8 protein-coding genes are annotated in these 13,404 nt (G+C 63.6%); 6 read left to right on the forward strand and 2 right to left on the reverse strand.

Going from position 1 to position 13,404, the window contains the following annotated elements; genetic code table 11:
• The 4 genes from ACQUSW_RS07675 to ACQUSW_RS07690 are packed head-to-tail and all read left to right on the forward strand — an operon-like array spanning window position 1 to window position 7,622.
• The gene (locus tag ACQUSW_RS07675) at window positions 1-2,154 is read left to right on the forward strand and encodes a beta-galactosidase (RefSeq protein ID WP_428931699.1); all 2,154 of its coding nucleotides are present in this window, start codon (window positions 1-3) and stop codon (window positions 2,152-2,154) included.
• On the forward strand, window positions 2,147-3,646 hold the full coding sequence (locus ACQUSW_RS07680) for an alpha-L-fucosidase (protein WP_428931700.1): 1,500 nt from the start codon (window positions 2,147-2,149) through the stop codon (window positions 3,644-3,646). The genes ACQUSW_RS07675 and ACQUSW_RS07680 overlap by 8 nt, the downstream gene beginning before the upstream one ends.
• On the forward strand, window positions 3,643-4,794 hold the full coding sequence (locus ACQUSW_RS07685) for a GDSL-type esterase/lipase family protein (RefSeq protein ID WP_428931701.1): 1,152 nt from the start codon (window positions 3,643-3,645) through the stop codon (window positions 4,792-4,794). The genes ACQUSW_RS07680 and ACQUSW_RS07685 overlap by 4 nt, the downstream gene beginning before the upstream one ends.
• Window positions 4,791-7,622: an FAD-binding and (Fe-S)-binding domain-containing protein gene (locus ACQUSW_RS07690; RefSeq protein ID WP_428931702.1), complete on the forward strand. Its 2,832-nt coding sequence runs from the start codon at window positions 4,791-4,793 to the stop codon at window positions 7,620-7,622. The genes ACQUSW_RS07685 and ACQUSW_RS07690 overlap by 4 nt, the downstream gene beginning before the upstream one ends.
• Here ACQUSW_RS07690 and ACQUSW_RS07695 read toward each other — a convergent pair.
• Complete coding sequence (locus ACQUSW_RS07695; RefSeq protein WP_428931703.1) at window positions 7,619-8,488, reverse strand: sugar phosphate isomerase/epimerase family protein; 870 nt, start codon at window positions 8,486-8,488, stop codon at window positions 7,619-7,621. The two genes, ACQUSW_RS07690 and ACQUSW_RS07695, sit on opposite strands and share 4 nt — an antisense overlap.
• A gap of 193 nt (window positions 8,489-8,681) precedes the next feature.
• On the opposite strand from ACQUSW_RS07695, the gene ACQUSW_RS07700 reads away from it, so the two are divergent.
• Both ACQUSW_RS07700 and ACQUSW_RS07705 read left to right on the forward strand, forming a co-directional pair.
• Window positions 8,682-11,540 carry a family 78 glycoside hydrolase catalytic domain gene (locus ACQUSW_RS07700; protein ID WP_428931704.1) on the forward strand — a complete coding sequence of 953 codons (2,859 nt, stop codon included), beginning with the start codon at window positions 8,682-8,684 and terminating at the stop codon, window positions 11,538-11,540.
• A 70-nt stretch (window positions 11,541-11,610) separates the two neighbouring features.
• Window positions 11,611-12,633, forward strand: coding sequence for a LacI family DNA-binding transcriptional regulator (locus ACQUSW_RS07705; RefSeq protein WP_428931705.1), 1,023 nt, complete (start codon window positions 11,611-11,613; stop codon window positions 12,631-12,633).
• An 11-nt stretch (window positions 12,634-12,644) separates the two neighbouring features.
• Here ACQUSW_RS07705 and ACQUSW_RS07710 read toward each other — a convergent pair whose 3' ends face one another.
• Window positions 12,645-13,352: an MgtC/SapB family protein gene (locus ACQUSW_RS07710; RefSeq protein ID WP_428931706.1), complete on the reverse strand. Its 708-nt coding sequence runs from the start codon at window positions 13,350-13,352 to the stop codon at window positions 12,645-12,647.
• Between the last annotated feature and the right edge of the window lie 52 nt (window positions 13,353-13,404).

Genomic DNA, 13,404 nt, shown 5'->3' on the forward strand with positions numbered 1-13,404 from the left:
ATGTCTACCGCGGAGTCGGCACAGCCGGCTGTTCTTCTCGGCACCGCTTACTATCCCGAATACCGCACGAACGCCAACGTCGACCGCGAGCTCTCGCTCATGCGCGAGGCCGGCATCGGTGTGATCCGCGTGGCCGAATCACAGTGGTCGGATTGGGAACCACGTGAGGGAGAATTCCGGTTCGAACCGCTGGCAGAGCTACTCGATGCCGCGTACCGGCATGGTCTGCGCGTCATCGTGGGAACGCCGACCTATGCCATTCCGCCGTGGCTGCAGGTGAAGCATCCGGAACTTGCCGCCCACCGCGCCGACGGCACAGCAATCCCATGGGGAGCTCGGCAAGAGGTCGACTTTACGTCGCCCGTGTTTCGCACGCACGCCGAACCGGTTATTCGCGAGATGCTGACGCGGCTGGGGCAGCATCCGGCAGTCATTGGCGTACAGGTCGATAACGAGCCCGGCCTGCTGCTGATGCACAACCCCACCATTGTCGACGAGTTTCGTCGTCGCTTGCGCGACCGCTACGGAGACACCGAAACACTCAATCGCGAATGGGGCCTGTCGTACTGGTCGCACCGCATTACCGACTGGTCGCAACTGTGGACACCGGGCGGCAACACCACCCCCGCATATGACCTCGCGTGGCGCGAGTTTCAGGCTGATCTGACCGCCGAGTTCATCGGCTGGCAGGCAGAGATTGCCCGCCAAATTCTGCCCGCCGACCGCTTCGTCACCACGTGCATCGCCTACAACCGGCCCGCACAAGACGACCACACGCTGGGCAAACACCTCGATATCCCGTCGGGCAATGCCTACTATCTGCCGCAAGATCACCTTTCACCGACGCAGCAGCCCGGTGAAGCACTGCACTGGTATGCCACAACACTGAGCGGGATGTGGCAGCTGGCCGACCGCATGCGTGCCACCCACGAGGGCCCTTTTCTTGTAACCGAAACCGGGGGCGGGCCGATCGGCGGCTCGCACATGGAGCTTCCGCCGTACCCCGGCCAACTGCGCCAGGCAGCATGGGCGTTTATTGCCCGCGGTGCCCGCATGGTGTCGTACTGGCAGTGGCAAACACTGCACTCGGGAGCCGAAGTTGCGTGGGGCGGTATTTTGCCGCACTCCGATAAACCGGGGCGCATCTATGCCGAGGTTTCGCGCATCGGTCGTGATCTTGCTGCTGCCGGTAACACAATTGCGGAGCTTGTTCCGGATGCCGATGTGGGCATTGTGTGGTCGTATGAAAGCCGTTGGGTTCACGCGTTTCAACCGCCGTTTGCCCGGGGCGACGACCCCGACCGGCAGTCGTATGAGCGCATTGTTGACGCCACCTACCGGGCAGCGCTCGACGCCGGTGCCCAGGTGGACTTTGTTTCTGCCCACAACCTGAACGACGCCGACGAGCTACTGCGGCGCTGGCCTGTTCTGCTTGTTCCCGCACTGACGGGGGTTCCGGATGCTGCGCTCGAGGTACTCGCGGACTATGTGCAGGCCGGTGGCACAGTGCTGATGACAGTGGCTACCGCCCAGCACGATGAACTTGCCCGAGGCCGCACAGAGGGGCCGCTGGGCCCGCTCGCGCAGGCGGCCGGTGTGGAGTTCGAAGAATCGTCGACACTCAGCACGCCCCTCGAGGTGGTGAGCGACGTGGCAAGCGACGCGGTGAGCACGGTACCCACGGCACCCACGGCAGACACCACTGCGGCACACTTCGTTGAACGCCGCGTTGATCTTGTTCGCCCGCAGGGCGCGCAGGTGCTCGCCCGCTTCACGCACCCATTTTTTGCCGAATGGCCAGCGCTCACCCGCCACCAGTACGGTGCCGGTACGGCCTGGCTACTGCCCGGTTTTGCTTCGCGCACACTGTTTCGCGATGCCGTGGCGGCCGCGATGGACGAGGCCGGGGTGCAGCCGCGGCGGGTTGTTGCGCAGCATCCGGATGCCACTACTCACCTGACCACCCACTCGGCGGTGAACGCCGATGGCCGCCGCGTATGGTTTGTGCACAACTGGTCGTGGAACACCGTCTCTGTGCCGCTGGAGCGCGCTGTTGTTGACGCTATTGACGGTGAAGAAAGAGACGCGGGTGACACCCTCGAACTGCAGGCGTGGGATGTTCGCGTGCTGATGGAGCGTGACAGCAATGTATGAACCCACCTGGCAGTCATTGGCAGCGCATGGCCTGCCCGAATGGCTGCGTGAAGCCCGCTTTGGTGTGTGGGCCCACTGGGGCCCGCAGTCGGTCGCGCAGTCGGGCGACTGGTACGGACGCCACCTGTACGGCATGCAAGAGGTGAGCGAGGAGTGGGAACGCAAACGCGCCACGCGCCAGAGCGCCCACCATCGCGAACACTTTGGCGACCCGCACACATTTGGCTACAAAGATTTGCTACCGCTGTGGCGTGCCGAGCATTTTGATCCGGATGCTTTAATCGACCGTTTCTACCGGGCTGGGGCCCGCTACTTTATGTCGATGGCTGTGCACGCTGACAACTTTGCACTGTGGGACTCGGCCGTGCACCCGTGGAATGCTGTGCGCATGGGCCCGCAGCAAGACATTGTGGGCGCGTGGGAACGGGCAGCACGCCGGGCCGGTTTGCCGTTTGGGCTCAGTTTTCATAACAACTGGACGTGGCGCTGGTTCGCCACCGCCCACGGTGTCGGCCCGGACGGCAAACGGCATGATGGCCGACTCACTGCTGCCGATGGTGCAGGGCTCTGGTGGGAGGGACTGAACCCTCAAGACCTGTATTTGCCGCCGCGCGATGGCGGGCCAGCGCCCGCTGCCGTCCGCGAACAGCACTGGGCGATGATGCGTGAAGCAACCGCCGAATACCGCCCCGACATCGTGTACTTTGACGACCTACGCATGCCCTTTGATGAGGGCAGCCAGGTAGAAATCGGTGGCCCCGATACGGCAGGCCTCGAATACCTTGCCTGGTATTACAACCAGGCAAAAACGTGGGATCTGCCGCACGCGCACGGCATTGTGAGCATCAAAAACCCGCACGATGCCGAGCGCGGGGCCGTGCTGCTCGACTCCGAGAGGCACCAGCTTGACCGCCTCGAACCACACGTCTGGCAATTCGATACCAGCGACGGCGAATGGTTTGACAACCTCAGCGACGACGAAATGTTTCACCAGCGCAAAACCAGTCGCCATATTTTGCGCACACTCGTCGACGTCGTGAGCAAAAACGGTGCACTGCTGCTCAACATTCCGCAGCGGGCCGATGGCACCCTCGATGAGCGCAGCGAGCGCCTGCTCGACGACCTCACCGCATGGATGGCCTCGGCCAGCGAAGCTATCCACGGCACGTCACCATGGCGTATCTATGGCGAAGGGCCCGTGCGCATCGACAACACTGAGCCCGGCTATAACGACCGCGAACTCGACTACACCCCGGCCGACCTGCGTTTTACCACCAGCGACGACGCCCTGTATGTGTCGGCGTTGGCCTGGCCTGACAACGGCGTACTGCAGGTGACATCACTCGCCGCCGGTGCTGCCGAGAACGTGCACAGTGTCGAACTGCTCGGCCACGGCTCGGTGCCCTGGCGCCGCGACCACGAGGGCCTTCACGTGACCGTGCCCACGTCGTCGCCGACGCCGCACGTGGGTGTGCTGAAAGTTCGGCTGTGACGGCGCTGCATCCGGTGCCCTCTGCTGTTCTGCACGCGAGTGTGCGCGGAGCAGCAGAGGTCGTGCAGAACGGCGACGGTCGTGCGCCGCTGCGCATGCCCGCAGCGCTCGAACCGCTGCTGCCGAGCCCCGCGCTGGCGTGGGTATATGGCCAGACGGCCGGTGTTCGCCTGGCGCTACGCACTGCGGCGACCCAGCTGCAGCTTGCAGCTACTTTTACCCGCAATGCGGGGCCCGATCGTGCCATGCTGCCGGTGTCGCTCGCGGCCGATGTTGATGGAGTCACCCGGTGGACCGCGGAGATCGACGAAGGCCACAAAATCGTTGGCACCGCGACCGGCGACGTGTCGTTTATTGCGGGGAATGCGAGCACGCTCGATATTGTGCTGCCGCCCACCGACCGCCAACGCGCTGTCGACATTTGGCTGCCGCATCGCGCGCAAACTGTGCTGCACACCCTGGCCGCCTCGGCGCCCGTAACGGCGGAGCCGGCAGAGTCGGCAGACGGTGCGCGGCTGCGCTGGGTGCACCATGGCAGTTCGATTAGCCACGGCCACGAAGCGCGTTTTCCGACCACGACGTGGCCGCAGTTGGCGGCGCGCGAACTGGGGTGGGAGCTTACGGACCTCGGGTTTTCTGGCAATGCGATGCTTGATCCGTGGGTTGCCCAGCGGATTGCTGCAACCCCCGCCGACATCATTAGCCTCAAGGTCGGTATCAATATTGTGGGATCGGATGCCTTCACGCAGCGCAGTTTTGTTCCCGCGCTGCACGGTTTTCTCGACACGATTCGCCAGGCTCATCCGCGCACTCCCGTCGTCATGATGACGGCTGTGGCGTGCCCGCTGCACGAGAACACTCCCGGCCCCACCGTGGGTGACGGTTCGGGCAGGTTTGTCGCGGCGCCTGTCCGCGATTCGCTTACTCTCACCGACACACGCGAGCTCATAGCGCACGCTGTTGAGGCACGCAACGACCCGGCTCTCGCGCTCATTGACGGGCTCAGCCTGTTGAACCTGCAAGAATCCGACTACCTGCATGATGGTTTGCATCCGGATGCCGCAGGCCTTGCCCTCATCGCCCGCAGGGCGGTGCCGCAGCTGCGTGACTGTGCCGACCGGCTGCTGCCCAAGAAAGGACTACTGTGACCGCCACCGCCACGCTTACGCCCGTAGACCCGGCTCTTGTTTTGGCGTTAGAGGCGGTGTGTGCCGAGGTGGGCACGCGAGCAACGGATCGTTTGGCGGCCGCGCACGATGCCTCGCACTATCTGCTGCGCCCGCACGCCGTGGCAACAGCGAGCAGCGCCGATGAGGTGGCGGCGGTGATGGCTGCCGCACGGGAGCACAGCGTGCCGGTCACTTTTCGTTCGGGCGGCACGAGCCTTTCGGGGCAGGCTGGTTCTGATGGCGTGCTCATTGATACTCGTAAACATTTTCGTGGCATCACGGTGCTCGACGATGCCGCTTCGGTGCGGGTGCAGCCGGGGGCCACAGTGCGAGCGGTCAATACGCGGCTGGCTCGATACAAAAGAAAACTCGGCCCCGACCCGGCATCCGAAATCGCGTGCACGATCGGTGGGGTTATTGCCAATAACTCTTCGGGCATGTCGTGTGGCACGCACGCGAACACGTATCGCACGCTCGAATCGGCTGTGCTCGTGCTGCCTTCGGGCACGGTGATCGACACGGGTGCTGCCGACGCCGACAAACAGTTGGCCGAGCGTGAGCCTGCTCTTCATGCCGGGCTTATCGAGTTGCGTGACCGCGTGCGCGCCAACCCCGACTCGATGCAAAGAATTGCCCAACTTTATGCCATCAAAAACACGATGGGTTATGGCCTGAACTCACTCGTCGATTTCGACGAACCCGTGCGCATTTTGCAGCAGCTGGTGATTGGTTCTGAGGGCACGCTCGCTTTTGTTGCCGAGGCAACTTTTCGCACCCTTCCCGTGCCGACCGACCTCGCTACGGGTCTGCTGATCTTTGCTTCTCTCGCCGAAGCCACCGCAGCACTTCCGGCACTTGTCGAAGCCGGTTTCGCCACGATCGAACTGCTCGATGCCGCCTCGCTGCGCGTTGCGCAACAAGACCCGGATGCCACGGCCGAGCTGACTTCTCTGCACGTGGCCGACCATGCCGCCCTTCTGGTGGAGTTTCATGAGCACAACGCTGCTGATTTGCAGCGGCGCCGGGAACAGGCATCCGGTGTCTTTGCTGCCCTGCCGCTCGTGACCCCCACAACACTCACCGACGACCCGGCCACGCGTGCGCAACTGTGGCACATTCGCAAGGGCCTGTATACGGCGGTTGCGGGCGCTCGCCCTTCGGGAACAACCGCACTGTTGGAAGACATCGCGGTGCCTGTTGAACGCCTCGGATACACCTGCTCGCAGCTGATCGAACTGTTTGCCCGACACGACTACGAAGGTTCGGTCATTTTTGGGCACGCCAAAGATGGCAACATTCACTTTCTGATTAACGAACGATTCGACGACCCCGCCAACCTCGCCCGCTACGAAGCATTTACCGAAGACATGGTGAACCTGGTACTGGGGCAGGGCGGAACACTCAAAGCCGAACACGGCACAGGCCGCATTATGGCGCCGTACGTGAACCGGCAGGTGGGCGACGAACTGTACGACGTGATGTGGCAGATCAAAAAACTCATCGACCCGCAGCTGCAACTGAACCCCGGCGTGCTGCTCACTCACGACCCGGCCGCGCACGTACACAACCTCAAATCGGCCCCCACGGTAGAAGAAGAGGTCGACCGCTGCGTGGAATGCGGGTACTGCGAACCCGTGTGCCCCTCACGCAACATCACACTCACACCCCGCGAGCGCATTGTGTTGCGCCGTGAAATGCAGGCCGCCACCGACCGTGGCGACACCGAACTCGCCCGCACACTGCAAAAAGAATATGACTACGACGGCGTGCAAACCTGCGCCGTCGACGGCATGTGCCAAACAGCATGCCCGGTACTGATCAACACCGGCGACCTGGTGCGGCGACTCCGCGCCGAAAACCAGAACGGCCTGGCGCAGGCCGGCTGGAAGACCGCCGCCCGCCACTGGTCGGGCGTCACGAGCCTGGGCGGCACGGCACTATCGGCAGCAAAAGCACTGCCCACCCCACTCACCCGCGCCGCAACCACCGTGGGCCGCGCCGTGCTCGGTGCCGACACGGTGCCGCAATACGCCGACGACCTGCCCGCCGGGGGCAGCAAACGCCGCGTTATCAACCAGCCGGATGCTGCCGCCGTCTATTTCTCGTCGTGCACAACCACCATGTTTGGCCCCGTCGGCGACGACGGCGTTGCCGAATCGTTCGTGCGCCTGTGCGAACGGGCAGGCATCGCCCTCACAACCCCCGACACCATCGCGTCGCTGTGCTGCGGCACCCCGTGGAAGTCAAAAGGTCTCACCGACGGCTATGCGCTCATGCAGCAGCGCGTCACCGAAGCCCTCATCACCGCCACCGACAACGGCCGACTGCCCGTCGTGTGCGATGCGTCATCGTGCACCGAGGGGCTGCTCGTACTGCTCGAACCCGCCCGAGAACGCGGCATCCGGGTGATCGATGCGGTCGAATTCGTGGCCACCACCGTGCTGCCACTACTCCCCGAAGGCAACAAGGTGTCGTCGCTCACCCTGCACCCCACCTGCTCATCCACCCAACTCGGCATCAACGATGCGCTGCAGAATGTGGCTGCGGCCGCCGCCGACACCGTAGTTGTGCCCGAAAACTGGGGGTGCTGTGCATTTGCGGGCGACCGCGGCATGCTGCATCCGGAACTCACCGCATCAGCCACCGAAGGCGAAGCCGCCGACGTACGCGCCGCAGCCTCGGCCGTACATGCCTCATGCAACCGCACCTGCGAACTAGGCATGACCCGCGCCACCGGCTACGAATACGAACACGTACTACAGGTGCTCGACAGGGCGACGGCCGGTTCGGCGCCCCGCGAGCACTAGTGCATAGCGATCGTGTCGACCGCGCGAATGTGGTCGCGAATGAAACGGTTGGCGTGTGCGGCGAGGTCGGCGGAGTCGTTCCAGAGGTTGCGCCAAATGCCGAGGGTGTTCGAGAGTGCTTCGCTGACGACGGCACTCGAGAATGATTCGAATACGACGGGGCCGCTGTAGTTGATGGCGGCGAGCGCGCGAAAGAAGCTGCCGAAGTCGACGGTGCCTGTGCCCAGATAGCCGCGGTGGCTTTCGCCGATGTGCACGTAGCGCAGTTGTGTAGCGGTGTCGATCACGGGCTGGTAGAGCCCGGATTCTTCGATGTTCATGTGGTACGTGTCGAGGTGTACGGCAACGTTGTTGCTCGTCACGCTCTGTAAGAACTGAAGGGCCCCGCGGCCGGTATTGAAAACGTTGGTTTCGTACCGGTTGACGACTTCGAGCGACACCTGCACACCGCTTGTGCGCGCGTACTCCCCCAGTTCGCTGATGATGGTGGCCGAATATTCGAGGCCCTGTGGTGTTGCGGGGTGCATGTATTTGCGCATGGCCGAGTAGAGCACCCCGCACAGGTGCGCGCCGCCTGCTTCTGCAACGACGTCGACGGCGCGGTGCAGCAGGTCGCGGCCGCGCTGGCGAGTGGCAGGATCGTCGCTGGTGAGGTCGTGGTCGGCATCGAGCCCGAGCGAGGCGGTCACGGCCAGGTTGTGGTCGTCGGCTATGCGCTGTACGAGGGGCCCGTCGAAGGTGTACGGGTTCATGAGGGGCAGTTCGAGCAGGTCGAATCCGGCCTGCTGCGCTCCGGATGCTGCGGTAACGAGCCCCTGCTCGTCGAATTGGCCGGTAAAAACGAGCCCGTGTACACCGATCTGCATGATTACTCCTCGCTGAGTTATTCGCCTGCGCGCAGACGCCGTATTACTCGCTGGATTGTCTGCTGTGCTGTGTGCTGTGTCTTCGATGGTAGCGCGGTTGTATCTGCTTGTATCTAATGGTTTTGACAATCAATAATGAATCGATTCAAACTAGTGGTGGTGCGACACCGACGCGCGCCAGAAGGATCACGCCATGCTTACGCCCGACGTCACCCTCCACGACACCGCCCTGCGCGTCACCGCACTGCACTCGCAACACGCTCACGCGCTGCTCGGTGTTCCCCACCGCGACCTGCGCCTCACCTGGCAGCTGGTCAGCGACCAGCCCGGCACGCAGCAGGTTGCGTACCAGATTGCCCGCGCCGAGGGCCGTCACACAAGCGCCGAGCAGCTGCATCCGGAAGCCCCTATCGCCTCGGCCGACCAAGTGGCTGTTCCCGTGGGCGACCTCGCACCCGACAGCACGCACACCTTCGCCGTTCGCGCCGCGTCGTCCGACGGCTGGAGCCCGTGGAGCACCCCGCTCACGATCGAAACCGCACCCACAACACTCAGCGCCACATTTATCGGCATCCCCAGCGAAGTTGAGGGACCCACGGCTGTTCTTCGCACCACCTGGACCATGCCCCGGATGCCGCAGCACGCACGCCTACGCCTGACGGCGCTCGGCCTCGTCGACGCCTGGATCAACGGCACACCCGCCACCGATGCCCTGCTCACTCCCGGCTGGACCTCATATCAGGGCCGCATTCTTGTCGACACCATCGACGTGACGCACCTGCTGCAAGAAGGTGAAAACGTTATTGTGCTCGAAGTTGCCGACGGCTGGTACCGCGGCCGCATGGGGTTTGCGTTTCGCACCGGCATTTATGGCGACCAGTCGGGCGCACTCGCCCAAATCGACACCGAAGACGGCACGGTGCTCGCCACCGACTCGTCGTGGCGCGGCAGCTTCGGAGAAGTACAGGCCGCCAGTATTTACGACGGCACCACCATCGACTATCGCCGCCGCCTCGTAGGTCTGCACACGCCCGAGTTTGACGACTCTGGGTGGCATCCGGTGCATGTTATTGACCCCGGCCAGCCCGACAGCACAGTATCGTCGCTGCTCGAACCACGCTCGGCGCCCCCTATTCGTGTCGTCGCCGAACTACCCATGACGCAGACCCGCGCCGACACCACCGCGACCGACACCGCCAACGCTGTGGCGCGCGTGCAATTTGATGCGGCACAGAACATCACCGGCTGGGTGCGGTTGCGCGTGCGGGGCACTGCCGGCGACCGTATTGTTGTGCGGCACGCCGAAGTACTCGAACCCTCCGGCGACCTGCACACGGCAGCGCTGCGTACCGCGGCTGCCACCGACACCTATATTCTCGATAGCGACGGCGAACACACCCTCGAACCGCGCTTTACCTTTCATGGTTTTCAGCACGCCGAAGTCACCGGCCCTGTCGAAGTACTCAGCGCCACTGCCGTCGCGATCTCGAGCGACCTGCCCACCCGGTCGTCATTCTCGAGCGCCAGCGCCGCGCTCGACAAGTTTCACTCCAACGTGTTCTGGTCGCAGCGCGACAACTTTGTATCGGTGCCCACCGACTGCCCGCAGCGCGACGAACGCCTCGGATGGACGGGCGACGCGCAGGCGTTTGCGCCCACCGCCAACACCCTGATGCACGCCGAAGGATTCTGGCGCAGCTGGCTGCGCGACCTCGAGGTGGATCAGACCGACGAGGGCGGCGTGCCCTCGGTCGTGCCCGACATTATTCGCTTTAACGACATGCACATGGGCGGCGTTCCCGTCGATAACATGGGGCGGGCCGGTTGGGCCGACGCCGCAACCATCGTGCCCTGGGCCGTGTACGAATCCACCGGCAGCGACGAAGTTCTCTACCAGCAGTTGCGCAGTATGCGCCGCTGGGTCACACACCTACAGCGCCGCGCCGGCACCAACACACTGCTGCCCACCGAACCGTTTCAATACGGCGACTGGCTCGACCCCGACGCCCCCGGCGAACGCCCCTGGCAGGCGAAGGTGTCGAGCGACTTCGTAGCCAATGCCTTTTATGTGCAGTCACTGCGGCTCTTGGCGCGCGCCGAAACCGTGACCGGCAACACCACACGCGCTGAGCAAGCGGCATCCGAAGCCCGCCGCATTGCCGCCGCTGTATGGGACCAGTGGCGTGACGAAGCGCTACGCACGCAAACGGGTGCCGCACTCGCCCTCGAATTTGAGATAGCGCCCGAGCACGAGCGCGCCACGGTAGCCGCAGCCCTCGCCGACAATGTTCGCGCCGAAAATGGCCGTATTGCCACCGGATTTCTCGGCACTCCCCTCGTGCTGTTCGCCCTGTCGAACAACGGCTATCTCGACGAGGCATACCGGATGCTGCTGCGCCGCGAAGCACCCAGCTGGCTGTACCAGGTTGACCGTGGGGCCACCACCGTGTGGGAACGATGGGATGCCATCCTGCCCGACGGCAGCATCCACTCCGGCGGCATGGACGCCGGAGCACCCGACTCGGAAGAGGGCAACATGCTCTCGTTTAACCACTACGCCTACGGTGCGGTTATCGACTGGGTATATCGCACGGTCGCAGGGCTCAGCCCGGCACAGCCCGGCTACCGTGAAACCCGGGTGGCACCACGGCCCGCACACGGCCTCGACCATGCGGCTGCCCACATCGACACGGCCTACGGCCGGCTGGCGATCAACTGGCAGTTGCATCCGGAATCTGCCACACACCCGGCCGCACTGCTGACCATTGACCTCGATGTTCCGGTCGGAATCACCGCCACGCTTGACCTGCCAGACACGGCGGCATCGCGCGTGAGCGTTCACACAGCGACACCGGATGCTGCCGAGCCAGCGGCCCCGCGGCGCGACGCCACGCCCGCCTCCGACGCCACGCCCATAACCGAAGCACCCGCGCAACTGGGCTCGGGTCGGCACCGTATCGTGCTGACCGCCCCGGCCGTAGCAAACCCCGAAAATGCCGCAGCGACCAGTTGCGGGGTTGGTGGGCAGCATCCGGAACATTCCGCACTATGACAACCCGAGGCGGCACATCGCACTGCTCATGCCGTACACTCACCGACAGTAGGCGACGGGAGGAACGCCCATGGCAGCAAGCATTCGCGACGTAGCCGTCGCCGCCGGCGTATCGGTAGGAACAGTATCTAATGTGCTCAACCGGCCCGAACGCGTCGCACCCGCAACAATAAAACGTGTGCAGTCGGCGATCACGTCGCTCGGCTTTGTGCGCAACGATGCCGCCCGACAGCTGCGTGCTGGCCGCAGCCGCAGCATCGGCCTGATCGTGCTCGACGCCGGCAACCCGTTCTTTACCGAGGTTGCGCGCGGAGCCGAAGACCGTGCAGAACACGACAACCTCGTCGTGTTGATCGGCAACAGCGACGAAAGCGGTGCTCGCGAAGCGAACTATGTCGAACTGTTCTTAGAACAGCGCGTCAATGGCGTGCTCATCACCCCCGCCTCCGACAACCTTGAACCCCTCGAACGACTCCGTGCCACCGGCACCGCCGTCGTGCTGGTCGACCACGAGGCTGCCGACAGCGGCTTCGCCTCGGTCGCCGTCGACGACATCGAAGGCGGCTACCTGGCTGCGTCGCACCTGCTCGAAACCGGCCGACGCAAGCTGGCGTTTGTGGGCGGACCGAACACGATCGCCCAGGTGCGTAATCGCCTTGCCGGAGCACAGCGGGCCGTCGACGAAATCGCCGACGCGACCCTTGAAATCATCACCACCCCGGCACTGACCGTCATGGCAGGCCGCGAAGCGGGCGAACATATAGTTGCGCGCGCTGCCGCCGACCGCCCCGACGCGGTATTCGCCGCCAACGACCTCCTCGCCGTGGGTGTGCTGCAAGCCTTCAGCCTGTTTAACAACATTCGCGTGCCCGAAGACATCGCACTCATCGGCTACGACGACATCGACTTCGCCGCCGCCACCGTCGTACCACTCAGCTCGATCCGCCAGCCCGCCGCAGAAATCGGCCGCACCGCCGTCGATCTGCTGCTGCGCATCGTCGATGGCGACACCGGCCCCGGCCCCCACCAGGTGCGGTTCCGCCCCGAACTGATCGTTCGGGCGTCGACGGTGGGCGACCGGGGCGCACAGTAATTGACGGGCGTTTAGCCTTGGTCGTCGTCACTGAGCGTCGTCACGGATAAGATTCCTGGCACCGATGACAACTCCATAACAAGCCGAGCCATCTGCTTGCGATCTTTTGTGAACATAAATACTGCCTCGTAGCGGGCACGTTTATGAGAATCATCAAAAATGCGTGCATATTTTAAGGTCGTTTGCAGATTCAGTTCAGCGGCGAGCGCTAGCACTCTATGCAAGACTTCAGTGCCACTCTTGTACGTAACACGCACGTCCTCCAAACGCTTAACTCGCATTCGACGTCGCAGGAATGGAACCACGGTTGTAGTGACCATGTAAATCACCACCCCAAGCCCGGCAAGCGTCGGCATTCCAGCACCGCACGCCATGCCCACCGCGGCCGCCATCCAGATCGATGCAGCAGTGGTCAGACCGCTCACAATGTCTTGACGTACGAAGATTACTCCAGCGCCGAGGAACCCAATTCCTGAAACGACTTGAGCAGCAATGCGGGAAGGGTCCACTGCCGCCGAGTCAATTTCAGCATATGGAAACCCGTGGGCCGATACCAGCGTGAAAAGTGCCGACCCGACCCCGACAAGCACATGCGTGCGAATGCCTGCATGTTTACGCTGCCACTGCCGTTCCACGCCGATCACAAGCGAAAGCACAAACGCCAACGCCATCAGCACTGCCTGCATCCGCAGCCCCAGCGGTATCCACTCGATGCCCACACTGCCACCTCCTTAGGGTCTTGCGTAAAGCGACCTCATGATCAATAGTGGC

The organism is Microbacterium luticellae, assembly GCF_050408645.1.
GTDB lineage: Bacteria > Actinomycetota > Actinomycetes > Actinomycetales > Microbacteriaceae > Microbacterium.